The following is a 25,674-nucleotide window of genomic DNA, read 5'->3' as shown; positions in this document are numbered from 1 at the left end:
AGATGGCCATCAAGAACGCATTCTACGCTCAGTCTGGCGGTGTTACCGCCGTCATCAACGCCAGTGCCTGCGGGGTTATCCAGACCGCGCGCAAGCATTCGGACAAAATCGGCAAAGTGTATGCCGGGCGCAACGGCATTCTGGGCGCGCTTTACGAGGAGCTGATTGATACCAGCCTCGAGAGTGACGAGGCCATTCAAGAGCTGATTCACACCCCCGGCGGCGCTTTCGGGTCCTGCCGCCACAAGTTGAAAAACTTCTCGGAAAATCGCCGCGAGTACGAGCGTCTTATTGAAGTATTCCGCGCCCACGATATTGGCTACTTCTTCTATAACGGTGGTGGTGACTCTCAGGATACGGCCTACAAAGTCTCTCAGATGGGCGAAAAAATGGGTTACCCCATTACCTGCATCGGCGTACCCAAAACCGTTGACAACGACCTACCGTTTACCGACTGCTGCCCGGGCTTTGGCTCCGTCGCCAAGTACATTGCGACCTCCACTTTGGAAGCCAGCCTGGATATCAAATCCATGTGTGAGACCTCCACAAAGGTGTTCATTCTTGAAGTGATGGGCCGTCACGCGGGCTGGATTGCGGCCTCTGGCGGGCTTGCGGGTCAGGGCGAAGGTGAGCCGCCCCACATTATTTTGTTCCCGGAGATTCCATTTAACCGTGAAGCGTTTCTAGAACGGGTCGATTTCTGCGTGAAGGAGTATGGCTACTGCGTGGTAGTAGCGTCTGAAGGCGCCCAGTACGAAGATGGCCGCTTTCTGGCCGATGCCGGCGCCAAAGACGCGTTCGGACACACCCAGCTTGGTGGCGTAGCTCCCGCTTTGGCGAATATGGTTCGGCAGGCACTTGGGCACAAATACCACTGGGCCGTTGCAGACTACCTGCAACGCAGCGCAAGGCACATTGCCTCAGCCACCGACGTTGAGCAGGCATACGCAGTTGGCAAGGCCGCCGTTGAAATGGCATTGGCAGGAAAGCAAGCGATCATGCCCACTATTGTTCGCGAAAAAACAAAGCCTTACGTCTGGTCAATTGGTGAAGCCCCGCTAAGCGAAGTGGCAAATCAGGAAAAGAAAATGCCAATTCACTACATCACAGATGACGGCTTTGGCATTACAGAAGAGTGCAGGGACTATCTCGAGCCGCTCATTGCTGGCGAGAACTTCCCGCCATTTGAGAACGGCTTGCCGAAGGTTGCAAAGCTCAAGAACACGCTGACAGAAAAGAAGCTAAAAACCAATTTTCAGCTCTGATTAAACTCGATTTACGCTGCAAACCAAAAGGCCTTGTAAGTATTTACAAGGCCTTTTGTATTTATTCCAAGGTGAGACTTACCCCGCCTCCAGATCACGCACATAACTAGAAAACTCGTCGTAGCCACCTATGTACCTGTCGCCCACCAGAATCTGGGGGACCGTATATACCGGGCGGCCGATTTTGTCAGCAATGTCTTCTTTGGTCATGTCATGCTCGATCATATCGACCCAGGTGTACGGCATGTTGCGAGACTCGCACAAACTTCTTGCACGCACGCAAAACCCGCAGCTTAAACGACCATAGATTGTTACCTGCTCCATAAAACTCTCCGGAATACTTAACCCGAGACACATCTTGGGCTATAAAAAAGGGTGTTAAAATTCTTAAAATCATGATGACATGATTGAGCAAAATTGAAAATTGAAGCTTTGAATGCCCACTATAGTATCGGAACATACGTAGAGGGCTTCAGCTGAAAAAAGGAGGAACACCCCATCACCGCTAGGAGAACTCTGTGGTTTACCTGACATTATTTCTGACCTCGTTTGCGGCGGCCACATTGCTGCCAGCCTATTCGGAAATACTGACAGGCACACTGGTTGTTCAGGGGTACCCTATGCTGTGGCTATGGGTTTGGGCCACGCTTGGCAACACCTTGGGGTCCGTGGTTAACGGTATTATTGGCAGGCAAATTGACCGTCTAAAGCACAAACGCTGGTTTCCGATTAGTGAGACCCAACTCCACAAAGCAAGAAACAGCTTTAACCGCTACGGCCAATGGTCTTTGCTTTTAGGCTGGCTGCCCATAGGCGGCGACGCGCTAACACTGGTCGGCGGCGTAATGCGCGTGCCTTGGCTCAACTTTATTGTGCTAGTGGGCATTGGTAAGGGGATACGTTACGCCTTTGTGATTTGGCTGGTTGCCGAAGCATCGGGCTTATCATCTCCCTCGCCGTAAAGGTATTTGCGTAACAAGGGCTCGCCATTGAACTCTGAGTGCAATACGGCAATAAAGGTATACACCCCGATGAGTTTACGGTTTAGGAATACAAACTCACTGGGTGGCACTCGAAAGTAACGGCTTATGGCTGACCGTGCTGCCTGACGGGCAACCCTCGACGGCAGATCGCTCTGCTTCCAGCGGTATTGGCCTTTGCTGTTAACGGCGTAATCTGGCCAACTTTTGTGATCACTGGACAGCGGCTCCAGAACCGACATACACACCTGACCAAACTTCTCCAGCACCTCTGTAGGCCACTCGGTGCTCATGAAGCGCAACTTTACGCCACCATCGATCACTGCCTCTAAATCGTTTTCGTATGAGGCACGGATCATCTGGATAACGGGGTCGAGAAACTCTCGCGAATACGACTGTACCGCACCAAAATCCAACAGCACTATGCGGTCGTGCTCCACGCCTTTGCCTTCCTCTCCGGCAATGCGAATTCGGTAATTGCCGAAGTTAGGATCCGTTTGGATTTCGCCCCAATCAAACAGCTCACGGAAGAAGAGCTCCAGCGCAGCTTTTCCTAGTGCGCTTCTGCGCTCTATCGATAATTCCCGAACCACGTCAGCGCTGACGGAATGGCCATGCTCGTAGGTGGACGCAATCACCTGCCCGCTAGAATACTCGGGCAACACCCGGGGTACCACAAACCGTGGGTCATCCTTTAGCATCTGCCGGAATTTCTCGGTGGTGCGGGCTTCAAGGCGGTAGTCTACTTCCCGGTGCATCATCTGCCGCACCTCTTCTAACCAATCCTCAAATTCAGGCCCAAAGCTGACCAAGCGAGCCACTCTAAGTAGCTGGGCTACCGAGTTTAAATCGCTGTCTACGGCATCAGCAACGCCAGGGTACTGAACTTTCAGCACCAACTCCAGACCATCGCTACGTCTTTTTGCCCGGTGCACTTGCCCCAACGAAGCAGCACCAATGGGTTCGGGGTCTATATTCAGTTCGGCAAGTTGCTCGCTGCCGATTTCGGCTTTGAGCACACGCTCAATGGCCGACCACTCCAGCGAGGTCGTCTGGTCTTCCAGAGTATGTAAGGCTTCGGTGACCTCTTCGGGCAAGAAATGCTCACCATATAACGCCATCACCTGACCGATTTTAACCACACTGCCTTTTAATTTGCCCAGTTCATCAACCAAAAGGTGGGCCTGCCTGGATAGCATGGCGCGGTGGCGTTCATCGCGTTTATCTTTGCTACTGAACCAATTGGTCGCCATGTGCGATGCTACGCGCGTACCGGCAAAGAGTCCCGCGCGGGTAAGGCTCAGCCGGCGTTCGAAGCTGCCTGTTTTGATGCGGGAGACTGAATTACCTGAGCGTTTGGATGACATGTATGACCTGTCCGAATCTGAGAGTTTAAAAAAACCTGACTTTATCTCTGATTTGATCTTTTAACGTAACAGCTGCGGGTGACCACTGTCATTATACGGATACAACAGCCAACTAACCTCTCCAATTCGACTCAGGTACTGCGGCGTGGCGGCCATTGTTCGCCGAGGCCCGCCGGTTTATACCTGTTGGACTGACCACAAGCCTGACTCGCAAACCAGATCATTTGCTAGCATTTGGCAGGTTTTAACCCATGCCTTTACGTTTTGACACAACACTTGAGTTGAATAGGGTCTATTATTCAGAGCGTAGCCAACAACACTGATTATTATCAAAAGAACTAGCCCATTTTATGCCAGACATTGCACCTAAGGTTCCAGCTAAGAAGCTGTCTCAGTATCGGGTGACCGGCGAAATACCGGTCCCGGTTCTGATCAACTGGCTGAGCATTGCCGCCGTACCCTTGCTGGCGTTCTTTGCTTTTCGCTCTCTGGGCCGAGGTGATTTTATTACATCTGCCCCGCTCATACTTTTTGCCGCGCTAATGATTGGCAATCTATTTATCTACATAGTGTTTCGCCATACAACCTTTCAACGCAGGGCGTTTATCGCTCTCTCAACCATACTGTTTACCTATTTGGCACTACACCCCGTGGAGGGCGGCACGGCAATCATCTGGTTTTTTGCCTACCCGCCTATCGTGTTTTACATCAGCGACGCAAGGGTTGGCGTTGGTACCTGTTTAGTAGGCTTTTTAGGGGTTGCGCTGCTCTTTTTCAGCCCCCCGGCAAAACAGCTACTCGATTTGCCTTACAGCACCAGCTTCCGGATAACCATGACCGCGGTTCTGGCCTTTGAGATGGTCACCTGTTACATCCTTGACCGGAGCCGGCGACGCAGCAAGCTCGGCCTTATGGCAATGGCCAAGGAGTTCGAATATGCAGCCAAGCATGACGCGCTTACCGGGCTTGCAAACCGACGTGAAGCTTTGGACCAACTGGATGCAGAGTATGAGCGCTATCTGCGTAGTGATAGGCCATTCTCTGTACTATTGGCAGATATTGATCTGTTCAAGAGTGTAAATGACACTTACGGACACCACGTGGGCGATGAGCTAATTGTTTTGGTAGCGGATACATTGCGCGAACAGTGCCGCAAGATAGACACTATTGCTCGCTGGGGCGGTGAGGAATATCTGGTGCTACTCCCGGAAACCGAAGAAGATGAAGCTGTGCAGATTGCCAATCGAATCCGTGAAGCGATTGCTAAAAAGGCAATAATAGTTGAACAACATACTGTGCACTGCACAGCGAGTATCGGAGTAGCAAGCATCAAAGACGCTGAGTCTATCGATAAAGTCCTTCAGCGTTCAGACGAAGCCCTCTACCGTGCCAAGACTCTAGGGCGCAACCGTGTTTGCGCCCATCAAGATGAAAAAACGGCCTAATTTTCTCTGATACTACGGTAACTTACCGCCGAATCGCCCAACCCTGAAACCAGCTGAGCGACCAGCCGCTTTTCAATATCATCCATACTTGCAGGCGCAACAAAATCGCGGATTTGGCACATAGCCAGTCCTGCGTAACCGCAGGGGTTGATACGCCGAAACGGCTCCATATTCATATCAACATTCAAAGCCAAACCATGGAAGGAGCAGCCACGACGAACTCGTAACCCTAGCGAGGCGATTTTTGCGTCACCTACATAAACACCCGGCGCATCCGGTCGAGGCCTTGCTGTGATGCCAAGTTCTGCAAGTGTGCGTACCAAACCCTGCTCAATGATATCAACCAGACCTCTTACGCCTATCTTGCGACGAGTGAGGCCAATCATGAGGTAAACCACCAGCTGGCCTGGGCCGTGGTAGGTTACCTGACCTCCACGGTCCACTTGAATCACAGGAATATCGCCCGGTGCCAATATGTGCTCTGCTTTGCCTGCCTGACCCTGAGTGTAGACTTGAGGATGCTCCAGACACCAGAGTTCGTCGCTGGTATGCTCGTCTCTTTGCGCCGTGAAGCTTTTCATAGCCTCCCAGGTTTCCAGATAGGGCTGTCGCCCCAATGACCTGACAATCAATTCAGGCATTGCGTTTAAAGCACCATGTGTACACGGCCACTGGCCTTGAGCTCTTCAAACAAAGCCTTCAGTTGAGGCTCGCCGGTGGCCATAATGTTCAGCCGAACCGAGCAGAAGCGGCCTTCCCTACTGTCTTTAACGGAGACATCTTCGTCTTTTATTCCAGGAGCGTGCCGCTCGACAACCGTCACCACAAACTCTTTAAAGTCTGGTGCAGCATCGCCAATAACCTTGATGCCGTAATCGCAGGGAAATTCGATTTTTGGTGCTTTCGGCTCACTCATAGTTTTTCTCCCGGGCTCAACTCGCCCTTATTGGAACAGCTGAACAAAAAACAGCTTGATGGAATCCCAAATGCGCTTGAACAGACCGCCCTCGGGCACTTCGGTCAGTGCGAGTACCGGCTGATCAATCAGCACCTCACCATTAAACGAAACCTTTACCCGCCCGAGTTCGTCGCCAGCGCGCACAGGTGCTTTGATCACCGAATCGAGATCCACACTGGATTCAAGACTGTCACGAGACCCGCGGGGAATCGTTACGTAGGCATCTTCAAGCATGCCCACAGAAAGCTTATCGGACTGACCACCCCACACCTTGGCTTCAATCAGTTCCTGGCCGGCGCGGAACAAGCGTTCACTCTCATAGTAGCGGAAGCCATAATTGAGCATTTTCTGGATTTCTTGAGACCGAGCCTGAGAGCTGCTGGTTCCCATAACGGTAGCAATAAACCGGGTATCATTACGCTTTGCTGAAGCCACCAGACAGTATCCTGCCTCCTCGGTATGGCCCGTTTTGAGTCCATCGACACTGTCATCACGCCACAGCAAGCTGTTGCGATTTGGTTGACGAATATTGTTGTAGGTAAAGTGCTTCTCTGCGTAGATCGGGTAATTCTCGGGGTAATCATTAATGATCGCACGTGCCAGAACAGCCAGATCGTAGGCGGTGGAGAAGTGGTCGGGGGCAGGTAAGCCCGTAGCATTTTCAAAATGCGTATCCTTCATGCCCAGCAATTGAGCCTGCTGGTTCATAATATCTACAAAAGCGCCCTCGCTGCCCGCAATAAACTCCGCCAGCGCGACAGATGCATCGTTACCCGACTGGATGATCACTCCTTTCAGAAGATCCTCGACCGACACGCTGGTTCCCTCTTTAATAAACGTGCGGGATCCTTCTGTTTTCCAAGCTTTCACACTAATGGGGACCATGTCAGACATACTGATTCGGCCTTCATCGAGCTCCCGCTCAACAATATACGCTGTCATCATCTTGGTCAGACTGGCGGGTGGCAGGCGCTCATTGCTGTTGCTCTCCATGATGATGCGGCCACTTTTCGGGTCCATAAGCACATAAGAGCTACCAGCGATCTGTGGTGGAGAAGGAATCAGCACTGTCTGGGAAATTGCCTTGCCTGACACTGAGACCATCAGCACGAAAGCGAGAAATGCTGAAATAGAAGAGAGTGAGCGGAAAACTGATTTTAATGCCATGGGTCCATTCATTCGTCGTTAAGTGTGTTTTTATGTGCGATCTAACATCTAGTGGGAGTCGGTCAGCACAATTGATTGTGAAAATCCTTGGGCTTCCAGAAGACTCTGCGTTTCTCGCGCACTCGCTTCATTCTGAAAAGGGCCAACTTGCACCCGGTGAAATCGCCCCGACGCAGTATCTACAGAGCGCACCCGCACGGGTTCACTAAGCACGCCTCTAGCGCGATCCTGCAGTTTCTCTGCGGGGGAGCGGCTACCGAACGAGCCAAGCTGAACAAACAGCCCACCACGCTGGTCACCATATACTGCAACGTTATTTTGCTTTGGCCGTTTTGTTGGCTGGCCTTCAATAGTAAAAGGCTGACCAGCAAGGAACATGCTGCCGTCTGGCTTCACCGTAATGGCTGCCACTTCTACTCTGGCCGTTCCGTGTGACTGATAACCCAGCTTCTTGGCCGCTGCGTAGGACAAATCGATCAGTCGATCTCCGTGAAACGGCCCTCTATCGTTAACCCGAACAATCACAGATTGGCCATTGTCCAGATTGGTGACCTTTGCATAACTCGGTATTCGTAACGACTTATGGGCAGCAGACATCTGATACATATCGAAGGTTTCGCCATTCGATGTTTTGTGGCCGTGGAATTTTTCGCCGTACCAACTTGCCACACCGCGAGCGACATATCCGTCATTGCTATCCATTACCGAGTAGCGCTTACCCAAAACCCTATAAGGGGACTTATTCCCCGCCCTAACCTGAGCTTGATACATCGGTACAGCGTCTGACAACCCGGACACATCGAAGTTTCCGGTGGGCGCCCTATCCTGAGAAATCGTATAGCGTGCCGAGTGGTCAGTTTCGACAGGGCCCGGCGCCGAGGCGCAGCCAGCCAGCACCAGTACCGCCAATAATACCAGCCATAAGCCTGAGCGATTTACTATCACCGTTTGAATGTCCTTTAAGATGCCTTGCCGCAGAATAAACACAAATGCGGCTCTACCTGCCATTGTAACGGGTTACCGACCTCTATCACCATTACCGGCCTGACATCAGGCGGTGATCATCCTGCGATGGGTGTGTATGGACATCAAAATGCCAAACGCCGCCATGAGTGTCACGGTTGAAGTGCCGCCATAGGAAATTAGCGGTAGGGGTACCCCTACCACCGGCAGCAAACCACTTACCATGCCGACATTGACAAACACATAGATGAAAAAGGTCATAGTCAGCGCCCCCGCTACGAGTCGGCTGAAAGAATCTTGGGCGGTCACCGAGATAAAGAGGCAACGCAGAATAATCAGGAAATACACGCTGAGCAGAATCAAAACCCCTATAAACCCGAACTCCTCGGCCAGCACCGCGACAATGAAGTCTGTGTGACTTTCCGGCAGGAACTCAAGATGCGACTGGGTGCCTTGCAGCCAACCCTTACCATCGACACCGCCCGAGCCAATGGCGGTTTTGGATTGGATAATATTCCAGCCCGCGCCTAAGGGGTCACTCTGGGGGTCTAACAGCGTCAGCACCCTCTGTTTCTGATACTCACGCATTCCGAAAAACCACATCAACGGCGCCGCTACGGACACCATAACCGAAAACGCACTGATCAGTTTCCAGCTCATGCCAGCGAAAAACACCACGAAGAGTCCGGCCATGCCCACAAGGAGCGAGGTTCCAAGATCGGGTTGCTTCACGATCAGCACCATGGGGAGCAGCACAATGACCAACCCTACGCCGATGCGAGAAAGTTTTGGTGGCAAAAAATGCCGAGACAGGTACCAAGCCGCCATCATGGGCACCACCAGTTTCATCAGCTCCGATGGCTGGAAACGAGGCAAGCCAGGCAAGGCTAACCAACGCTGCGCGCCTTTAGCCCCAACGCCTACAAACAACACGGCAACCAAACCGGCAAGACCAACAATATAAAGCCAAGGCGCCCAGCGCCGAAATACTGATGGATCAAGTTGCGCGAAAACCAACATCACAACAAACGCGATTCCGAAACGAATACCCTGAGCCTTTACCACGTCAAGGTTACGATCGGCGCCGCTATATAGCACAAACAAACCGCCGGAAACCAAGGCAACAAGCAGTACCAGCAGAATAGGGTCTAGATGCAGTGCTGACCATACCCCTCTAGGGCGACCAAGAGGGTTGCTGGCCGTTGAACTGAACACTTCCCGAGTAGCCATTACGGAGCCTCACTCGTAGGGTCGGCTTTACTGATTGACGGGCCATCTGCAACAGCCGAAAACTCAAGTAGCCAGGCATCAAACAGTTCGCGAGCCACAGGGGCTGCGGTACTACTGCCCCCACCACCGTTTTCTACAATAACGGCAACGGCTATCTGTGGATTTTTCAAAGGTGCGAAACCGACAAAGAGGGCATGGTCGCGCAACCGCTCCCTAACTTCTTCGGCGTCGTACTCTTCATCTTCTGCCAGACTGAACACTTGGGCGGTACCGGTTTTTCCAGCCATTCGGTACGGGGCACCCCGCCCCGCGCCTCGGGCTGTACCCTTAACGCCGTGCATCACCTCTGCCATGGCATCCGCTATATACTCCCAATTGTCGGGATCTTTTAGCTTTAAAGGCTCGTGGGTTTCGCTAGGAAGGAATTCATCTGGCGTGCGGTCGCCCTGAATGTCTTTGAGCAGGCGCGGCTCAACCCACTCCCCTCGATTAGCGATAAGCGCGGTGGCAGTAGCAAGCTGTAAAGGCGTAGAAAGCATAAAGCCCTGACCGATACCTAAATTAACCGTGTCCCCCGGATACCAAGGCTCATTTCGAGTTGCACGCTTCCAGTCCGGCGACGGTAAAAGGCCACTCAAGGCTCCGGATACATCCAACGTGGCATCCTCACCAAAACCGAAGTGGGACAAATAGCTGACCATGGTGTCGACACCCATTTCCACAGCTGCTTCATAGAAGTACACATCACAGGATTGTGCCATTGCGTAGGTGAGATCAACCCAGCCATGGCCGCCCCGTTTCCAGTCCCGCCAACGACGGCCCGCAGAATTAATCTGGAAAAACCCCGGATCCCAAATAGTGTGATCTCGTGTTACAGCACCGCTATCAAGGGCCGCAATGGCCAACATAGGCTTGAGCGTGGAACCCGGAGGGTATTGGCCTCGAAGAGCGCGGTTAAACAAGGGTTTATCTTTGCTGTCACTCAACTCACGATAATCCGGAACACTGATACCGGTTACAAACTTGTTAGCGTCAAAGCCGGGCACGCTGGCAAGGGCGAGTATGCCACCCGTCGCAGGCTCAATAGCAACGATGGCACCTCGACGGCCATCGAGTAGTTCGTGGGCGCGATTCTGCAAACGCAGGTCCAGATGCAGCTGAAGGTCTTCGCCAGGCACGGGGTTTTCCCGATCTAGAACCCGGAGGGTGCGCCCTCGGGCATTGGTTTCCACATGTTGGTAGCCAACTTTTCCGTGCAGCAACTCTTCGTAAAACCGCTCTACTCCAGACTTTCCGATGTAGTTAGTACCTGCGTAGTTAACAGAATCGATGCGCTGCAGCTCTTCGCGATTAATCCTGCCAACAAATCCAAGAGCGTGGGCAGTCAGTTCACTGTGGGGGTAATACCTCACCAGTTCTGCCTCTACTTCCACTCCTGGCAACTCATGCCTGAGCACCGCCAAGCGTGCAATTTCGTCTTCTGTTAGGTCGTATCGCAGCGGTATTTCCTGAAACGGACGACGAGGCTCGCGCAAGCGGCGTTGAAACCGCTCCAAATCCTCATCAGACACATCGAGAATAGTTACAAGCTGCTGGAGCGTTGCATCTATGTCACCAACCCGCTCTGGCACAAGGGTTACGCTAAAGACGGGACGATTTTCCGCCAATAAAACCTGATTGCGATCGTAAACAAGCCCTCGGGGAGGCGGCACAGACTGAACTTGTACTCGGTTTCTATCGGAGAGAGTGGTGTAAATATCGTGCTCGACCACCTGTAGCTGGTACATGCGAGCCACGAGCCCTGCCAGAAGTAAGAACACGAACACCAGCATAACGGTGGCACGGCGCTGGAACAGCCTCCGCTCAGCTGCAGTATCCTTGAATTCACCCCACGGCATGGATGCTTCCTAAGCCCGGTGATACGGGTGGTTACGGGTAATCGACCAGGCTCTGTAAAGCTGCTCTGCCAGCAGTATCCGAACCAGAGGGTGGGGCAAGGTAAGTGGGGAAAGCGACCATTGCTGATCTGCACGCTGGCGACAGGGTTCTGCCAATCCGTCGGGGCCACCCACAAGGAAGCTTACATCCCGCCCGTCTTGCTGCCAGCTTTCCAACTGGCTTGCCAGCTTTTCTGTAGACCAAGGGCGGCCAGTCACTTCCAGCGCGACAACCCTGTCTTTGGCGCCAGTTGCCGCCAGTATCGCGTCACTTTCGCGCTGCATTAACCGCGCAATATCGGGATTTTTGCCACGATGGGGCATGGCAATTTCTACCAGCTCAATAGGCATTTCCGGAGGCATGCGACGCGCGTAATCGTCATAGCCCCTGCTGACCCAGTCGGGCATCTTCTGCCCCACACAGATCAGGCGCAACCGCATGATTACTCGCTGCCCGCAGCACCGACATCCGGTGCGTCACGCCAGAAGCGCTCCAGATCATAAAACTCTCGAGTGGCGGGTAACATTACGTGCACAATAACGTCGCCCATATCCACCAGAATCCAGTCGCTACCGCCGCCACCTTCTACGCTGCTGACACGAACGCCTTTCTCTTTGGCGTCTACGACAACCGAATCCGCAAGGGATTTAACGTGGCGGTTGGATGTTCCAGATGCCAGAACCATGAAGTCGGTGACGCTAGTGCGATCCCGTACATCAATAACGCTGATATCCTGTGCTTTCACATCTTCTAGTGCATTCACTATCAGATCTTTGAGTTGCTCTGCCTGCATAATTACCCTGTTGTCCGGGTGCCGGCCGGAATGGCCACCCGAAAAGTCATTTTCGATCGCGATTGTAACACTAAAAGCTATCCGCAGGGCATGCCCCATAAAGCCCCATGTGTTGAATCTCCGCCAGAACCGAATCGGGGGCTAGATAACGGGGCGATTGACCAACGCTGATTCGATCACGAATACCGGTGGCAGAGATATCGAGCCAGGGTGGGTTGAGCTCTAGAACGCGTCCCGCCGCGCAGCCGTGAAGTGCGCTAGCACTATCAACAGCTCTCTTTGCTAACAACCTAGCTGGCTCACCTTCGGGGTTGAGTATGATGCCGGGACGCTGCACCACAATGATATGGGCCAGCTCCGGAATTTGTTGCCACTCCTTCCAACGGTCAAGGCCCGCGAAGGCATCGGTACCCAAAACTATCGCCAGCGGCACATTACACCCTAGCTCACTGCGCAGCTGGCGCAAGGTATCCGCAGTATAGGACGCACCTCCGCGCCGAAGCTCGCGATCATCAATGCGCAGGTCAGGCTCACCGGCAATCGCCAGCTCCAGCAAACGCAGCCGCTGCTCAGCCGTTGCGCCTGTCTCACCACGATGAGGGGGAATGTGGCATGGCATCAGGCTGACCGGCACATTGCCAAGGCACTCGCTGACTTCCAGCGCAAGACGCAGATGGCCATGGTGCACTGGGTCAAAGGTGCCGCCATAAATTACGTGCATCAGCATCAATTCCGGATGTGGCCGTCGCCAAACACCACGTATTTTTGCGACGTTAACCCCTCAAGCCCCACCGGCCCGCGAGCGTGTATTTTGTCGGTGGAGATACCAATTTCAGCACCAAGGCCATACTCGAAGCCATCAGCAAAACGGGTAGAGGCATTCACCATTACCGAGCTCGAATCCACCTCGGTAATAAAGCGCCGGGCACGGGTGTAGTTCTCGGTGATAATGCTGTCGGTATGTTGGGAGCTGTATCGATTGATATGGGCGATAGCACCATCTAACCCGCCCACCACACGAATAGCCAAAACCGGCGCCAAGTACTCCTCACTCCAGTCTGCTTCCGTGGCAGCTGTTATATTCGTAAGAATTGCTTGAGTCTGCTCGCATCCGCGTAGCTCAACACCTTTTTTGGCAAAAGCATCACCAAGCAACGGCAGGATATCCGCCGCAATTTCTGCGTCTACCAACAAGGTCTCCATGGTATTACAGGTACCGTACCTATGGGTTTTTGCATTCACCGCAACGTTTAACGCTTTTTCCGGATCGGCATGGCTATCAATGTAAACATGGCATACGCCGTCAAGATGCTTGATAACCGGCACACTAGCATCTCTACTAATGCGCTCGATCAGACCCTTTCCACCTCTGGGCACAATGACATCCACATAGTCCGGCATGGTAATCAATTCGCCAACCGCAGCTCGGTCGGTGGTTTTAATCACTTGTACCGCCGATTCCGGCAGCCCGGCCTCTGCAAGACCCCGGGCGAGACACAAAGCAATGGCCTGATTGGAGTGAATGGACTCAGAACCACCCCGCAAAATCGTTGCATTGCCGGATTTGAGGCAGAGACTGGCAGCCTCAACCGTCACATTCGGACGAGACTCATAGATAATGCCAATAACACCCAAAGGCACACGCATTTTGCCCACTTGAATGCCGGAGGGACGGTAGGTCATATCCGTAATTACGCCGATAGGGTCCGGCAAAGACGCAACCTGACGCAACCCCTCAATCATCGCGTCCACCCGTGCGGGCGTCAGCTCAAGCCGGTCCAGCATGGCAACATCCAGACCGTTTGCCTGCCCGCTGGCAAGATCACGGGCATTGGCCTCTGCCAGTTCACGGCGTGCGGCGTCCAAGGCTTCGGCCGTTGCCAGTAGCGCTCGGTTTCGCACGTCTGTTGTAGAGCGGGCAATGAGTGTCGCCGCTGCCCGGGCCTGCTGACCGACTTCGGCCATGTAAGCTGCAATATCCATCCCTTTACCTTATGTATTTTCTGCCAGAATTCAGGAATAAGGCCCTAACTTTACCTTTCCCGTTTCAAGTACGCACCCCAAACAGATATTATACTGCTGTGGTACAACGGGAACTCCGGAAAAGGACGAATACCATGGCCCATACGGCCGACAAGTTTTTGCTGAACCGGTTATCACGCGCCAGCCTCGCTATTCTTGTGGGCATCGCAGCCCTGTGCGCCGTGCTGGGTGAACCCCTCACCGCGGCAACCGCCGCAGCGGCTGCTGGTGTAATTGTCAGCGGGCGTAGCTTCCACCCGGGGCGAGAGCTACGCCCTTGGCCCGTGGTTCAAAAATTATTTCTCGTAGCATTGATACTACTCCTAATAACCAGTTTCTGGACCGGCCCTTGGGCCCTTAGCCACTGGCTATACGGTTTGGCATTAGTAGTGTTTGCTCTCATACCCCGGGGCCTTGCGACGCTGATAACTGTAGTGATTGTCGTTCTTGCCATGGCGGCAGCCCATTGGGCCGAAGGTATAGCCGACCGGCATCAGATGATCAGCGCACTGCTGCTTACCATACTGCTTTCTGCAGTACTCATCTTCCTACGCGATTACAAAACCCGCCAGCTTGCACCCCTGAGACGCACCGACGAACTCACTCAAGCGGCCAGCCGGGAATACCTGTCTGCCGACTTACACAAGGAAATCCAGCGCAGCGAGCGCGAGGGCACGGACATGTCCGTAATCATGATAGGCCTTGACGCCCATGCCAGTGACAACGACCCGGATGAAGATATACGCTCCATTCTTCCGCGCATCGGGCGTTTTCTACATTCTCAGCTCCGGGACTTCGATACCTACTACCGGGCGGCAGATCTGCAGTTTCTGGTAATACTGCCGGGAATCGCTACGCAAGAAGCCGTCGCCCGAGCCGAAACAATCCGCAAGGGGCTTGGCACCTTGCTCGAAACCCACGGCATGAACCTAACGGTTAGCACCGGTATCGCTGGGCTGAACATTGGTGACGACGCCGACAGCCTGCAGCAAAGCGCCGCTAACGCATTGCGCCGCGCACAGCAGCAGGGCGGAAACCGAACTCAAGCCTATAGCACTTGGGCGCCTGTTACGCCGCCCAAACAAAGTGTGGAGGGGTCTGCGCCATGACAGAAACCCGCCTGAGAACCTGGACTCACAGCGTTGGCTATGGCCTTGCGACCTTGTTTATTTTTACACTGGCGCTACAAAACCTCCGCTATGGTTTCTATGAACTTTTCTACCTTGCGGCAGGCATGGCCACGCTGACGCTTGGCGGCCTTGCTTATACGTTCCTTAGCCGCAGGCACCAGCTTTCAGCGCCCGGCCACCTGATCATTCTAGCTGGCCTGAACAGTGGTCTTCTGGCGGCCATGCTGACCATGGATGCTACAGGCATTACCCATTGGGCCATGCCGCTGTTAGTACTTAACCTGCTCATACTGCCACTGCGCCACGCACTGATGCTCTCATTGCTTCTGCTCACTCCTATGGCAATTCTGCTTTTTGTAAAGCAGTCGCCAACCGATGCCCTCACTGCTATAAGCGGACTTTTCATCGTGCTAACCGTTGCGGCACTCTATATATGGCAGTACGACCATATGGCGCAGTCGGCTGAAGACCTTGCCATTACCGATCCGGTTACGGGCGCCCACAATGCCCGCTTTCTTGACGAAACACTGCAAAAAGAAATCAGCCGGGCCATTGCCACGGGCCACAGCCTATCAGTCATTAACCTTACCATCGATTATGCCGACGAAGCCGCAGATCTCCATGGGGAGTCTGGTATGCAGGCGCTATTTCGTGACATGACCCAGCACTTATTTGGACTGATTCGCGCCGGGGACACCCTTTACACCCTGAACGACTCTGAGTTCTTCCTTATCCTGCCTTTCACTCCGGAGGAGGGCGTACGGGTGATTTCAGAGCGAATCAGGCGCACCATATCCGAAAATCACTGGCCATTGATTGGTAAGGCAACTGTAAGCCTTGGTTGTACCACGAGAGGCACCAGCGACACACGCACAGACACCCTGCGCAAGCGCGCGCATCAAGCTATGTTGGAAGCCCGCAGACGAGGCGCTGATTCGGCCTGGTTCAGCCCGGGAGAAACTCTGCGGACATGAGCAGCGCTTGGCTTACAGAGCTAACTGCATGGCTGAGTGCCAACCCCGGCTGGTTGTCTCTTGCGCTATTCAGCACCGCCTTTATAGAGTCTCTGGCAATTGCTGGCATTATTGTGCCCGGCGTTGCCTTCCTTTTCGCCATTGCTGTACTGGCTGCACAAATTGGAATGCCGCTAATGGCCGTATTGATATGGGCCGGTATGGGAGCTATAGCTGGGGACACCCTGAGCTTTGCGATCGGCAGGCTTTTCCAAGGCAGACTGAACAGCGTGTGGCCCCTGAGCCGATATCCCAAGCTGATCGTCAAAGGTGAGCGTTTTTTCCATAGGCACGGCGGCAAGAGCATCATCATTGGTCGCTTCGTGGGGCCGGTCCGGCCAGTAATACCGTTGATTGCTGGGGCCTTAATGATGCCCTGGCGGCGCTTTCTGGCCTTTAATATCGGCTCAGCCATTGCCTGGGCGCCCGCCTACATTTTGCCGGGCTTTCTGGTGGGCAGCGCACTATCGAGTAAAGTTCAGCTTCCGGCCCACGCCTATCTGGTAACTGCTGTCAGCATCGCAACTCTGGCGGCGATTTACCTTGTTATGTTTCGCTTTCAACTTGGCCTTGGCGATAACAGCCGCATATACATTTGGCTGCAACAGCGCATGGCGCAGTATGAAACCACCCATCGTTTCTGGCGCTTGTATTCCAACGAACGCCCTGCACAAGCGAGTGAATTTCCACTTGCCTCGCTAATGCTTGCCCTTGGTACGCTGGCGCTGTTTATTCTTTGGGGCCAACTGGCAACCATGACCGACGTTATCGAACCTTTTGATCAACTGGTGATGCAGTGGTTCAGTGACTTACGCCAGCCCTTGCTTGACGCACCTGCCATTGTCGCAACACTTCTTGGCGACCCGCCCGTGTTGACAGCCGCCGCGCTGCTGGCTTGTCTCGCTCTGGCTTTTCGTGGCCATTATGCGGCCGCCATTCACATTCTGCTGGCAGCGGTTATAACAGCTGCGCTGGTAACGATCCTAAAAGCCGCTTTTGGCATTGATCGTCCCGATCAGGTGGTCAACCCGCCATCATCGGGCTCGTTCCCCAGCGGCCACACCGCAGGCATTACTGTATTCGTGACTCTGGTAGCCAGCTTTGTGGCAGCTGAAACCCGTAACAGCAAACGCTGGCAAACTTACATGCTGGTCTCGTTACCCCTAATCCCCGTTGCTGTTAGCCGACTGTATCTGGGCGTGCACTGGTTTAGCGATATCGTGGGAGGGTTATTGCTGGGATTGGCAATCACCGGAGCAACAAGAGCCAGCTTCAGCCGTTTTGACCGGATGCCCATAGCGCCGGATATTCTGACTGTTTCCGCCGCTCTAATCTGGCTGACTTTCTGTGGTGGCTACGTCTGGGCTATGTGGCCAGAGGCCATTCAACATTACGCCCAGACGCCGTAGCGGGCTCAACCTTCTTCGAGGGCCTCAAGCAGTTCTTGCAGACGGCTGAGGCGGGCCACTGGGTCCTGCATTTCCAAAAGCTGCTGCTTCTCCAGCTTGTCCAAAGGTAATAGTTCAGTCAGCCGCCAACCAATATCGCGGGCATCCTCGTAATCGACAGCCATGCCCAGCTCATCGATCACCGGATGCCGAAATAGAGCGCGCACCACAGAAGGCAGCTCGTGGAATACGGCGGGGATGTCCGCCCGTTGTTCGACGGGCAAAAACTCCACCTCGCCCATATTCAACCCGTCATCCTGCTGCCAGCTTTGGGTGATACAGACCTTGGCATCGCCCTCTACCGTAATTCCCAGCAACCCGTTGTCCAGCTGCTGAAAATCTATGATGCGCACATAGGTGCCCACCTCGTGGAACGATGCCACGCGGCCTGCTTCCGAACCATTCTGAAGCAGGGTGATCACAAACCCCTGATCCTCCTTCATGCAGCGGGTCAGCATATCTAGGTAACGCGGCTCGAATAGCTGTAGCGGCACTCTCCCCCGTGGTAACACAACCGAGTTGAGAGGAAAAACAGGAACGTTCATCGAATCGACAACAGCTTTTGTACTTCGTCTACACGAGCCCGCGCCTCGGTAAGAACCTCAAGGCTGCGTGATGCATTCAGCTCAAGATTTCCAAGTCTACGGTAGGCCGGTACCTCGTCGAACGACGGCAAGCCCTCATTCTGGTTAGAGCCAATCATGGCGTGCAGTTGCGCCACAATAACGACATCAACCAGCTGGGGTTCTGCTTCCCGGCTTTCGTGACTCCAATCTTCCGCATGGCGCACAGCCTCAACAAAGGGCTTAGGAAACGACCAACTTCCCAGAACGGCAGCACCTACATCAGCTCGCAACTCTTTGATAGCATTTTGTAAGTTAGTATCGTCAGCAAACAAATTTACGTGGTGCTCTGCCTGCACCAAAACCGGAACCACACCGATATCGTGAAGCAAACCTGCTAGAAGCGCCTCTTCGGGGTTCAGGCGGGTTGCATGGTCTGCCAACACCCAGCAAAGCGCTGCTACCTCTCTGGAGTGCCGCCAGAGGTTTTCCATCTCTTTTTGCAAGGAGGGGTGCCGGCTTTTGAATACCTCCCGCATTGAAAATACGGTTACCAATTGGCGAGTCGTGCGCATACCAAGTCGCACAACCGTCTCGCGAACATTACGCACATCGCTGAAGCCCCGGTATAACGGGCTGTTGCAGGCTCGTACCAGTTTGGCTGCCATAGCGGGGTCAGCCGACACTGCGCTGGCCACCTGTTCTGCGGTGGTGTCGTCTTTATCAACCAAACGCCTAACTTTCCACGCCACGTCGGGAACGCTGGGTAACTTCAGCTGGTTGGAGCGCAACTCCGCATAAAACTCCATCAAGAGGTGGTGTTCCTCGCTTTCACCTCCCGTCTGACTTTCCCCGGCGTCCATCTCTACCTGAGCAACCGGAGCGGAGCGCAGGAGCTGGTTGAGCACATCCTGCTCTACCACGAGAAACTCGCAGGGTTTTACCGCAGTAACGTCGTACATTCTTGGCTGCAGTCTGGCGATGGGGTTCAACGCCTGTTCGGTTTCCGCTTCAATGACCGATTTGCGACCATCCACCGATTCCAATTCAACCTTTCCGGTTACCAGAAAATAATCCAGACCGTCACGCACGCCGCGCTCTAACACGCGCTGTCCCGGCCCATGGGTCCGGCGCTCTGCACGGCTGGCCAGCACCACCAGTTGCTCGTCGGTCAGCCGGTTCAGCGGTTGAAACTCTTTCAGGCGGCGTAGCGGCAGGCTTTCCTGGCTAGCCATAGGCAATCTCCTTAGTTGTATCAAAGCAAAGCATTGATTTATCGCATCTGTTAACTATTGTAACCACGGCACAGCAAAACAGCCATGCGCTTGATGTCTAATCTGGTAGACTTTGTCTCTTCATTAGCAATCACCAAGTATCCATAACCAGTACCTTTACCCAGCACCTTTACAGAGAGACAGAACACCATGCCTCAGTATCGTTCGCGGACTTCCACCGCAGGCCGTAACATGGCTGGCGCCCGCGCCCTCTGGCGCGCCACCGGCATGAAAGACGATGATTTCGGCAAGCCGATTATCGCGGTTGCCAACTCCTTCACACAGTTTGTGCCCGGGCACGTTCACCTCAAAGATCTCGGGCAACTTGTTTGTCGCGAGATCGAAGCTGCTGGCGGCGTGGCCAAAGAGTTCAATACCATTGCGGTAGACGATGGCATCGCCATGGGCCACGACGGTATGCTTTATTCCCTGCCCTCCCGTGAAATCATCGCCGACTCTGTAGAGTACATGGCCAACGCCCACTGTGCCGACGCTCTGGTGTGCATCTCGAACTGCGACAAAATCACACCGGGCATGCTGATGGCAGCCATGCGCCTGAACATCCCCGCCATTTTCGTATCCGGCGGCCCTATGGAGGCTGGCAAAACCAAATTATCCGAGCACAAGCTGGACTTGGTAGATGCCATGGTCATTGCCGCAGACCCAACTGCAGACGATGAAATGGTTGCGGAATATGAGCGCAGCGCCTGCCCTACCTGCGGATCTTGTTCCGGCATGTTCACCGCCAACTCAATGAACTGTTTGGCGGAGGCCATTGGCCTTGCCCTGCCCGGCAATGGCTCTATGCTGGCTACCCACGCCGACCGCGAGCAACTGTTCCTAAAAGCTGGCCGCCAAATTGTGGAGAATGCGAAGCGGTATTACGAACAAAACGACGCCAGTGTGTTGCCGCGGAGCATCGCTTCCATGGCTGCCTTCGAGAACGCCATGGTTATGGATATCGCCATGGGCGGCTCCACCAACACCATTTTGCACCTTCTGGCGGCTGCACAAGAAGGCGGAGTTCCGTTCACCCTGAACGAGATCGATCAGCTTTCCCGCAAGGTTCCGCAACTTTGCAAAGTCGCGCCGAATTCGCCGAAATACCACATGGAAGACGTACACCGCGCCGGTGGTATTATGGGCATTCTTGGTGAGCTTGAACGTGGCGGACTGATCAATACAGACCTGCCAACTGTGCACAGTAAAACCATGAAAGAAGCCCTTCAAACTTGGGATATTATGCGCTCCCCGCCCCCCGAGGTTGTGGAGTTTTATAAAGCCGGGCCAGCCGGCATTCCTACCCAGACAGCGTTCAGCCAAAGTACGCGCTGGCCCAGTCTAGACGGTGACCGCGAAGCTGGTTGCATCCGTTCAGTCGAACACGCATACAGTTCCGAGGGCGGGCTTGCTGTTCTCTATGGCAATATCGCCGTTGACGGTTGCGTGGTAAAGACTGCTGGCGTGGATGAGAGCATCTTTGTTTTTGAGGGCAAAGCTAAGGTATTTGAAAGTCAGGATGCTGCGGTTGCGGGCATCCTGGACGATCAAGTCAAGCCTGGCGATGTTGTCATCATCCGTTACGAAGGCCCCAAGGGCGGCCCCGGCATGCAGGAAATGCTCTACCCCACAAGCTATCTGAAATCCAAAGGGCTAGGTAAAGACTGCGCACTGTTGACCGACGGACGCTTCTCCGGCGGCACTTCCGGGCTTTCCATCGGTCACGCGTCACCCGAGGCTGCTGCTGGCGGGGCAATCGGACTGATCGAAAATGGCGATACTATTTTGATCGACATCCCCCAGCGCTCGATTAATGTGCAATTGGACCAAAAAGAACTGGACCGCCGTCGCGAAGCTCGGGACGCCAAAGGCTGGAAGCCTGAGCAACCAAGAGCGCGCGCCGTATCAGCTGCTCTAAAGGCTTACGCATTGCTAGCCACCAGTGCCGATAAAGGCGCGGTAAGGGACTTGGAAAAGCTCGGCTAGTTTTTGGGCTCTTAACGAAAAACCCCGCACAGATGAAGTCTGTGCGGGGTTTTCTGTTACAAGGTGCTGGCTTTAGAAGAAAGACCAACCACCATCGTCCTCTTCCTCTTCAATCGCCTCTTCTTCAACTGGCTCCGGCTTTTCAGGCGCGCCAGCTTGCGTTTTTGCAGGGCTAGCACTGGTTGTGGCGGCAGCCATATCGACACGAATCAAACCGAGTGCGTTTTTGGTGGCCTCATCGAGAATACCGTTTGCCTGCAGACCATTATCCTTCTGGAAACGGGTCAATTCCGACCGAGTGGCAGGGTCCATGCCGGGGTTCACGTTGCTAATGTCGTAACCTGCACCGTACAGGGCATTCTTAAGCGCCACAATTTCATCCGCGAAAGCGGCGGGTGCGAAACCTAGCAGTGCGGCAGCGCCAAATGCGAGCGCTATGTGCCTCAAACGGGCAATAGTGTTTTTCATAATACTCACCTGTTTTACTCCTGATACCTTTTCGATATCCGCTTCTTTCTTGTTATGTGGTGCCAATCTCCACAGGCTGAGGCGTCTTTCAGAAAAGCCTAACATACTTTTGTCTCATGTCGCCTTAATCGACATCACCCTCCGACAATCCGGCCCTTTGAGACTCTTCACTGAACTCTCGTATAAAAATTCCCCAGAACGCCATGAACAAAGCCGCAACAAGGGGGCCCATCACAAAGCCGTTAATACCGAACATGGCCAAGCCACCCAACGTTGATAGCAGCACAATGTAATCCGGTAGTTTCGTATCTCTACCTACCATAATCGGCCGCAAAATATTATCCGCCAGCCCTATCACAATTACGCCAAATATCGTTAATACCACTGCCTGAACAATGTCGCCCACAGCGGCAAGATAAATTGCGGCGGGCACCCACACCAGCGCAGCACCTACAGCGGGAAGCAAGGAAAAAATGGCCATAACCACACCCCAAAGCAGGGCCCCCGTAATGCCGAGTATCCAGAAAATGATGCCACCCAGAGCACCCTGAATAATAGCGATCAACAAGTTACCCTTTACCGTCGCACGGGTTACTTCGGCGAACTTTGCAAACAACAGCCGCTCACGCTCATCCCCCAGAGGTAGCGCCCGGATCATCAGGTCAATCAGTTTGCTGCCATCACGCAAAAGAAAGAATGCCAGATAAACCATAAGCGCCAACCCGAGGAAAAACTGGAAGGTATTTTGGCCTATGCCCAACGCCTGCTTGGCTAGAAACTGACTACCACCTACAAACAGACTGACAACCCGATCACGAATTTCGCTAAAGTTAATATCAAATTGCGCAAGGAATGCCTGTATTGCCGGGAAAGATTGGTTCACCTGATCGATATATTCTCCGGGTTTTATCTCTCCTTCCTGAATTTTCTGATAAATACCCAACCCTTCTGCCACCAGAGACGTAACCAGAACCAGCACAGGAATTACTACAATCAACATGCATATTGTGAGCGTGATCAACGCATTCACGTTGGGCCGATCACCAAACTTGCGCACCAGAAAAACCTGCAGCGGATGAAAAATCACGGCAATAGCGACGGCCCAGAAAATAGGGCCGATAAAAGGCTTCATAAGAAGCACGAAAGCCAGAGATACCCCTACCAGCATGGCAAGAAAGGTCCGCGTCTCAAGTTTTGCGTACATAATTTTGCTTTGTCCCTGTCAAATTCAGTGGCGCAATAGCCTACCACGACCTCATGGCCACTCGTGCATGCTTCAGGTTATAGTGAAAAGTTGTTGATTAACTATTAAACAGGTCACGGCATTGGAACTGGAAACTTTTAACACGGAAACTGCTCTGGAGGCCGCTGCGGAGTTGCGTCGGGTTTTGGCAGCCAGAACCCATCGAAAAAAAGTTTTGGGTCAAGAAGTGCTGGTGCCGGGCCAACTGGGGGAGGCCTTGCAACTGCCGCGAATTATTAGCCGCCTTCAGAGTAAGCAACAAAGGATGCGCGATCAGGGACTGGATGATTTCCAAGAGCTCTGGCCAACCCTTTCTGCCGCAACCCGTGAAAAAGTGCTCAACGCCATAGGATGGTACGACCCCAAAGATCTAAGCTGGGAAGATAAGCGCTCGAACCGGCGGCCGATAGTCGACCCGAACGATTCCTGATTCAAAGCAGCAACGCTCTGTTACGCAACTCAAACACACCAGCCTTCGAACTGATTTATCCTATTGGTTGAAGATTGTTGCACCGGCTTCGAAAGAGAGAACCCGCAGCAATCACGCAACCAATCAGTTAGGACAGTCGATGGCATGCGTATTCTGAGAACCGACGAAGACCGCTTCGCAGACCTTCCGGATTACCCGTTTACTCCCCATTATCTGGATGTCGAGCCCGGCCTCCGAATGCACTATGTTGATGAGGGCCCAACTGGCGCATCGGCCGTTCTTATGCTGCATGGAGAGCCATCCTGGTCATACCTTTACCGCCACATGATCCCAATCGTTGCTTCGGCAGGCCACCGCGTATTGGCGCCAGATCTGGTGGGTTTTGGCAAATCAGACAAGCCTGCATCCGTAAACGACTACAGTTACGATCGCCATCTGGCATGGCTCACCCACTGGCTCGAAGCTCTGGATCTTCGGAATATCACTCTGGTCTGCCAAAACTGGGGTTCACTACTCGGATTAAGGCTTGCGACTGAGCTACCGGACCGGTTCCAGCGCATCATTGTTGGCAACGGCATGCTACCGACAGGTGAAGTGCGTGCGCCTGCAACATTCAGCGTATGGAAAGCCTTTGCTACTCACAGCCCATGGTTTCCGGTTAGCAGGATTGTACAGCTAGGCACTGAACGCACGCTGAACAAATACGAATTAGCAGCCTACGAAGCGCCCTTCCCTTCCACCGAGTACAAAGCCGGTGCGCGCGCATTCCCTAAGCTGGTGCCCATATCACCTGAAGATCCGTCAAGCAGCGCAAATAAAGCCGCCTGGAAAGTTCTGGAAAAATGGCGCAAGCCCTTTATTACCTGTTTTAGCAGCGGCGACCCTATAACCCGTGGCGGAGACCGATACATGCAGCGCCGCATTCCCGGCGCACTCGGGCAGCCTCACATCACCTTGCGCGGCGGGCATTTTCTACAGGAAGACTCTCCAGAGGACTTTGCGCGCATCATTATCGACGCACTCAAAGCTGAAATAGCGGCCTGAGCCGCCATTTAGCCATAGAGAAACAGCGCCATTTAACCAAAGACTGTGACCGTCTGGCGGCTGACTGCCAACAACTCTCCGCGCGGGGTCCATACCCGGGCGTTGAAATGGCAGTAGCCATCTCCCGCCTGTTCAATGCTCGCCTTGTACAACAGCCAATCGTCGGCCTTCAAAACTGGTCTCGGGTGAATGATATCCAAAGCCCAGGACAATGAACTGGCTGGCACAGCAGATTTAAAGTGCTGCAGAACAGGCGCAGGCCAAGCGTCGACCAGCGCCACTATGTGGGCATCGGCAAGTGTTTTTGGCACTTCCCGGAACCGCATCCAGCCCCCCATTTCCCGACCGCTCCCACCGGTAAATGGCATGCTACCGTAGGCCCAACGCATTTCTATATAACCTATGAAACCGGGGGTTACACCTTCAATAAATGGCAAGCTCTGGCATTGATCCACCGGTTTTGCATCGGGAGCGGGTTCTCCGTCAACCTGTACTATGGACTCCCTGTCACCCGCAAAGGCACCAATACAGATCAATCGGGGCTCTCCGTTCTGGATAATCCGGCCCTCGACTTGGCTCACGGACCTACCTTCGCGCAGAATTTGCACTTCAAATAAGGCTGGCACACCCGCTTCTACCGGCGCCACAAATGAGACATTCATGGACCGCATAGGCCTACTATCGGCTACCGCTCGCTCCATTCGGTCAAATAGCAAGCCGGTTGCCAGACCGCCGAAGGTTGCGCGCCCCTGCGACCAAGTTGCAGGCATCACCAACTCATTGCTGGCACGGCCAGCAGTCATCAATTCATCAAAGGTCATAGTGCTTTCCTGTTAGCAACCTATCGGTGGAGGTCTAAAGACTGCCCAAAACGCGATTGCAATGCAATGACAGCGCCCCGGCAACTACCTACAGGTTGCCAAAGATTTTACGTATTAAATCCGGCA

At 53.7% G+C, this 25,674-nt stretch carries 26 protein-coding genes; 9 read left to right on the top strand and 17 right to left on the bottom strand.

Annotation, left to right across the window (positions count from 1 at the left end; translation table 11 throughout):
• Window positions 1-2: 2 nt before the first annotated feature.
• Window positions 3-1,265, top strand: coding sequence for a 6-phosphofructokinase (locus MWU62_RS17075; protein ID WP_247116002.1), 1,263 nt, complete (start codon window positions 3-5; stop codon window positions 1,263-1,265).
• A 78-nt stretch (window positions 1,266-1,343) separates the two neighbouring features.
• Here MWU62_RS17075 and MWU62_RS17070 read toward each other — a convergent pair whose 3' ends face one another.
• Complete coding sequence (locus MWU62_RS17070) at window positions 1,344-1,589, bottom strand: GrxA family glutaredoxin (protein ID WP_247116001.1); 246 nt, start codon at window positions 1,587-1,589, stop codon at window positions 1,344-1,346.
• A 194-nt stretch (window positions 1,590-1,783) separates the two neighbouring features.
• Between MWU62_RS17070 and MWU62_RS17065 the strand changes: the two genes are divergently transcribed.
• The gene (locus MWU62_RS17065) at window positions 1,784-2,227 is read left to right on the top strand and encodes a YqaA family protein (protein ID WP_200367569.1); all 444 of its coding nucleotides are present in this window, start codon (window positions 1,784-1,786) and stop codon (window positions 2,225-2,227) included.
• Here the strand turns inward: MWU62_RS17065 and MWU62_RS17060 are convergent.
• Complete coding sequence (locus tag MWU62_RS17060) at window positions 2,167-3,612, bottom strand: AarF/ABC1/UbiB kinase family protein (RefSeq protein ID WP_247116000.1); 1,446 nt, start codon at window positions 3,610-3,612, stop codon at window positions 2,167-2,169. The two genes, MWU62_RS17065 and MWU62_RS17060, sit on opposite strands and share 61 nt — an antisense overlap.
• A gap of 350 nt (window positions 3,613-3,962) precedes the next feature.
• On the opposite strand from MWU62_RS17060, the gene MWU62_RS17055 reads away from it, so the two are divergent.
• A complete protein-coding gene (locus MWU62_RS17055; protein WP_247115999.1) occupies window positions 3,963-5,057 on the top strand; it encodes a GGDEF domain-containing protein in 1,095 nt (364 codons plus the stop codon).
• Here the strand turns inward: MWU62_RS17055 and lipB are convergent.
• From lipB to MWU62_RS17005, 10 genes are all read right to left on the bottom strand, one after another.
• Entirely contained in the window at window positions 5,054-5,698 is a 645-nt protein-coding gene (lipB, locus tag MWU62_RS17050) for a lipoyl(octanoyl) transferase LipB (RefSeq protein WP_247115998.1), read from the bottom strand. The genes MWU62_RS17055 and lipB overlap by 4 nt on opposite strands.
• A 5-nt stretch (window positions 5,699-5,703) precedes the next feature.
• Window positions 5,704-5,973, bottom strand: a complete 270-nt coding sequence (locus MWU62_RS17045; protein WP_247115997.1) for a DUF493 domain-containing protein — start codon at window positions 5,971-5,973, stop codon at window positions 5,704-5,706.
• 27 nt (window positions 5,974-6,000) lie between these two features.
• On the bottom strand, window positions 6,001-7,182 hold the full coding sequence (locus tag MWU62_RS17040; RefSeq protein ID WP_247115996.1) for a D-alanyl-D-alanine carboxypeptidase family protein: 1,182 nt from the start codon (window positions 7,180-7,182) through the stop codon (window positions 6,001-6,003).
• Between the two features lie 48 nt (window positions 7,183-7,230).
• Window positions 7,231-8,124, bottom strand: coding sequence for a septal ring lytic transglycosylase RlpA family protein (locus MWU62_RS17035; protein WP_247116046.1), 894 nt, complete (start codon window positions 8,122-8,124; stop codon window positions 7,231-7,233).
• Window positions 8,125-8,232: 108 nt separating this feature from the next.
• Window positions 8,233-9,375: a rod shape-determining protein RodA gene (gene rodA / locus MWU62_RS17030; protein WP_247115995.1), complete on the bottom strand. Its 1,143-nt coding sequence runs from the start codon at window positions 9,373-9,375 to the stop codon at window positions 8,233-8,235.
• Entirely contained in the window at window positions 9,375-11,273 is a 1,899-nt protein-coding gene (gene mrdA / locus MWU62_RS17025; protein WP_247115994.1) for a penicillin-binding protein 2, read from the bottom strand. The genes rodA and mrdA overlap by 1 nt, the downstream gene beginning before the upstream one ends.
• A gap of 9 nt (window positions 11,274-11,282) precedes the next feature.
• Window positions 11,283-11,753 carry a 23S rRNA (pseudouridine(1915)-N(3))-methyltransferase RlmH gene (rlmH, locus tag MWU62_RS17020; protein ID WP_247115993.1) on the bottom strand — a complete coding sequence of 157 codons (471 nt, stop codon included), beginning with the start codon at window positions 11,751-11,753 and terminating at the stop codon, window positions 11,283-11,285.
• Between the two features lie 2 nt (window positions 11,754-11,755).
• Window positions 11,756-12,106 carry a ribosome silencing factor gene (gene rsfS, locus MWU62_RS17015; RefSeq protein ID WP_200367603.1) on the bottom strand — a complete coding sequence of 117 codons (351 nt, stop codon included), beginning with the start codon at window positions 12,104-12,106 and terminating at the stop codon, window positions 11,756-11,758.
• Window positions 12,107-12,176: 70 nt separating this feature from the next.
• Window positions 12,177-12,827, bottom strand: coding sequence for a nicotinate-nucleotide adenylyltransferase (gene nadD / locus MWU62_RS17010; RefSeq protein WP_247115992.1), 651 nt, complete (start codon window positions 12,825-12,827; stop codon window positions 12,177-12,179).
• A gap of 5 nt (window positions 12,828-12,832) precedes the next feature.
• Window positions 12,833-14,089 (bottom strand): glutamate-5-semialdehyde dehydrogenase, encoded by a 1,257-nt coding sequence (locus MWU62_RS17005; RefSeq protein ID WP_247115991.1) that lies wholly within the window; start codon window positions 14,087-14,089, stop codon window positions 12,833-12,835.
• Between the two features lie 134 nt (window positions 14,090-14,223).
• Here MWU62_RS17005 and MWU62_RS17000 point away from each other — a divergent pair, with 134 nt between their 5' ends.
• From MWU62_RS17000 to MWU62_RS16990, 3 genes are read left to right on the top strand one after another with little or no spacing between them, the layout of a single operon-like run.
• Complete coding sequence (locus MWU62_RS17000) at window positions 14,224-15,237, top strand: GGDEF domain-containing protein (RefSeq protein ID WP_247115990.1); 1,014 nt, start codon at window positions 14,224-14,226, stop codon at window positions 15,235-15,237.
• Window positions 15,234-16,232: a GGDEF domain-containing protein gene (locus tag MWU62_RS16995; protein WP_247115989.1), complete on the top strand. Its 999-nt coding sequence runs from the start codon at window positions 15,234-15,236 to the stop codon at window positions 16,230-16,232. The genes MWU62_RS17000 and MWU62_RS16995 overlap by 4 nt, the downstream gene beginning before the upstream one ends.
• Window positions 16,229-17,680, top strand: coding sequence for a bifunctional DedA family/phosphatase PAP2 family protein (locus MWU62_RS16990; protein WP_247115988.1), 1,452 nt, complete (start codon window positions 16,229-16,231; stop codon window positions 17,678-17,680). Before MWU62_RS16995 ends, MWU62_RS16990 begins: the two co-directional genes overlap by 4 nt.
• A 5-nt stretch (window positions 17,681-17,685) precedes the next feature.
• Here the strand turns inward: MWU62_RS16990 and MWU62_RS16985 are convergent, their stop codons facing one another.
• Complete coding sequence (locus MWU62_RS16985) at window positions 17,686-18,264, bottom strand: LON peptidase substrate-binding domain-containing protein (protein ID WP_281494956.1); 579 nt, start codon at window positions 18,262-18,264, stop codon at window positions 17,686-17,688.
• Window positions 18,261-19,517 carry an HDOD domain-containing protein gene (locus MWU62_RS16980; RefSeq protein ID WP_247115986.1) on the bottom strand — a complete coding sequence of 419 codons (1,257 nt, stop codon included), beginning with the start codon at window positions 19,515-19,517 and terminating at the stop codon, window positions 18,261-18,263. The genes MWU62_RS16985 and MWU62_RS16980 overlap by 4 nt, the downstream gene beginning before the upstream one ends.
• 189 nt (window positions 19,518-19,706) lie before the next feature.
• Between MWU62_RS16980 and ilvD the strand changes: the two genes are divergently transcribed.
• Window positions 19,707-21,542, top strand: coding sequence for a dihydroxy-acid dehydratase (gene ilvD / locus MWU62_RS16975; protein WP_247115985.1), 1,836 nt, complete (start codon window positions 19,707-19,709; stop codon window positions 21,540-21,542).
• 72 nt (window positions 21,543-21,614) lie between these two features.
• On the opposite strand, the gene MWU62_RS16970 is transcribed toward ilvD, so the two are convergent.
• Entirely contained in the window at window positions 21,615-22,010 is a 396-nt protein-coding gene (locus MWU62_RS16970; protein WP_247115984.1) for a peptidoglycan-binding domain-containing protein, read from the bottom strand.
• Between the two features lie 124 nt (window positions 22,011-22,134).
• On the bottom strand, window positions 22,135-23,214 hold the full coding sequence (locus tag MWU62_RS16965) for an AI-2E family transporter (RefSeq protein ID WP_247115983.1): 1,080 nt from the start codon (window positions 23,212-23,214) through the stop codon (window positions 22,135-22,137).
• A 121-nt stretch (window positions 23,215-23,335) separates the two neighbouring features.
• Between MWU62_RS16965 and MWU62_RS16960 the strand changes: the two genes are divergently transcribed.
• Window positions 23,336-23,683: a hypothetical protein gene (locus MWU62_RS16960; protein WP_247115982.1), complete on the top strand. Its 348-nt coding sequence runs from the start codon at window positions 23,336-23,338 to the stop codon at window positions 23,681-23,683.
• A gap of 144 nt (window positions 23,684-23,827) precedes the next feature.
• A complete protein-coding gene (locus MWU62_RS16955) occupies window positions 23,828-24,727 on the top strand; it encodes a haloalkane dehalogenase (protein WP_247115981.1) in 900 nt (299 codons plus the stop codon).
• A 32-nt stretch (window positions 24,728-24,759) separates the two neighbouring features.
• On the opposite strand, the gene MWU62_RS16950 is transcribed toward MWU62_RS16955, so the two are convergent.
• A complete protein-coding gene (locus MWU62_RS16950) occupies window positions 24,760-25,548 on the bottom strand; it encodes a thioesterase family protein (RefSeq protein WP_247115980.1) in 789 nt (262 codons plus the stop codon).
• Window positions 25,549-25,674: the final 126 nt, after the last annotated feature.

The sequence above is a fragment of the Marinobacter sp. S6332 genome, assembly GCF_023016045.1.
In the GTDB taxonomy this organism is placed as follows: domain Bacteria; phylum Pseudomonadota; class Gammaproteobacteria; order Pseudomonadales; family Oleiphilaceae; genus Marinobacter.
Note: the sequence above shows the minus strand (reverse complement) of the source record. Positions and strands in the feature narration are given on the sequence as shown.

Coding starts and splice junctions, on each gene's coding strand:
- rodA (WP_247115995.1), bottom strand. CDS start 9,375: ATGGCTACTCGGGAAGTGTTCAGTTCAACGGCCAGCAACCCTCTTGGT.
- MWU62_RS17055 (WP_247115999.1), top strand. CDS start 3,963: ATGCCAGACATTGCACCTAAGGTTCCAGCTAAGAAGCTGTCTCAGTAT.
- MWU62_RS17005 (WP_247115991.1), bottom strand. CDS start 14,089: ATGGATATTGCAGCTTACATGGCCGAAGTCGGTCAGCAGGCCCGGGCA.
- MWU62_RS16985 (WP_281494956.1), bottom strand. CDS start 18,264: ATGAACGTTCCTGTTTTTCCTCTCAACTCGGTTGTGTTACCACGGGGG.
- MWU62_RS16990 (WP_247115988.1), top strand. CDS start 16,229: ATGAGCAGCGCTTGGCTTACAGAGCTAACTGCATGGCTGAGTGCCAAC.
- MWU62_RS16950 (WP_247115980.1), bottom strand. CDS start 25,548: ATGACCTTTGATGAATTGATGACTGCTGGCCGTGCCAGCAATGAGTTG.
- lipB (WP_247115998.1), bottom strand. CDS start 5,698: ATGCCTGAATTGATTGTCAGGTCATTGGGGCGACAGCCCTATCTGGAA.
- MWU62_RS17075 (WP_247116002.1), top strand. CDS start 3: ATGGCCATCAAGAACGCATTCTACGCTCAGTCTGGCGGTGTTACCGCC.
- rlmH (WP_247115993.1), bottom strand. CDS start 11,753: ATGCGGTTGCGCCTGATCTGTGTGGGGCAGAAGATGCCCGACTGGGTC.
- MWU62_RS16965 (WP_247115983.1), bottom strand. CDS start 23,214: ATGTACGCAAAACTTGAGACGCGGACCTTTCTTGCCATGCTGGTAGGG.
- MWU62_RS16995 (WP_247115989.1), top strand. CDS start 15,234: ATGACAGAAACCCGCCTGAGAACCTGGACTCACAGCGTTGGCTATGGC.
- mrdA (WP_247115994.1), bottom strand. CDS start 11,273: ATGCCGTGGGGTGAATTCAAGGATACTGCAGCTGAGCGGAGGCTGTTC.
- MWU62_RS17045 (WP_247115997.1), bottom strand. CDS start 5,973: ATGAGTGAGCCGAAAGCACCAAAAATCGAATTTCCCTGCGATTACGGC.
- MWU62_RS16955 (WP_247115981.1), top strand. CDS start 23,828: ATGCGTATTCTGAGAACCGACGAAGACCGCTTCGCAGACCTTCCGGAT.
- nadD (WP_247115992.1), bottom strand. CDS start 12,827: ATGCACGTAATTTATGGCGGCACCTTTGACCCAGTGCACCATGGCCAT.
- MWU62_RS16980 (WP_247115986.1), bottom strand. CDS start 19,517: ATGGCTAGCCAGGAAAGCCTGCCGCTACGCCGCCTGAAAGAGTTTCAA.
- ilvD (WP_247115985.1), top strand. CDS start 19,707: ATGCCTCAGTATCGTTCGCGGACTTCCACCGCAGGCCGTAACATGGCT.
- MWU62_RS17070 (WP_247116001.1), bottom strand. CDS start 1,589: ATGGAGCAGGTAACAATCTATGGTCGTTTAAGCTGCGGGTTTTGCGTG.
- MWU62_RS17060 (WP_247116000.1), bottom strand. CDS start 3,612: ATGTCATCCAAACGCTCAGGTAATTCAGTCTCCCGCATCAAAACAGGC.
- MWU62_RS16970 (WP_247115984.1), bottom strand. CDS start 22,010: ATGAAAAACACTATTGCCCGTTTGAGGCACATAGCGCTCGCATTTGGC.
- MWU62_RS17040 (WP_247115996.1), bottom strand. CDS start 7,182: ATGGCATTAAAATCAGTTTTCCGCTCACTCTCTTCTATTTCAGCATTT.
- rsfS (WP_200367603.1), bottom strand. CDS start 12,106: ATGCAGGCAGAGCAACTCAAAGATCTGATAGTGAATGCACTAGAAGAT.
- MWU62_RS17000 (WP_247115990.1), top strand. CDS start 14,224: ATGGCCCATACGGCCGACAAGTTTTTGCTGAACCGGTTATCACGCGCC.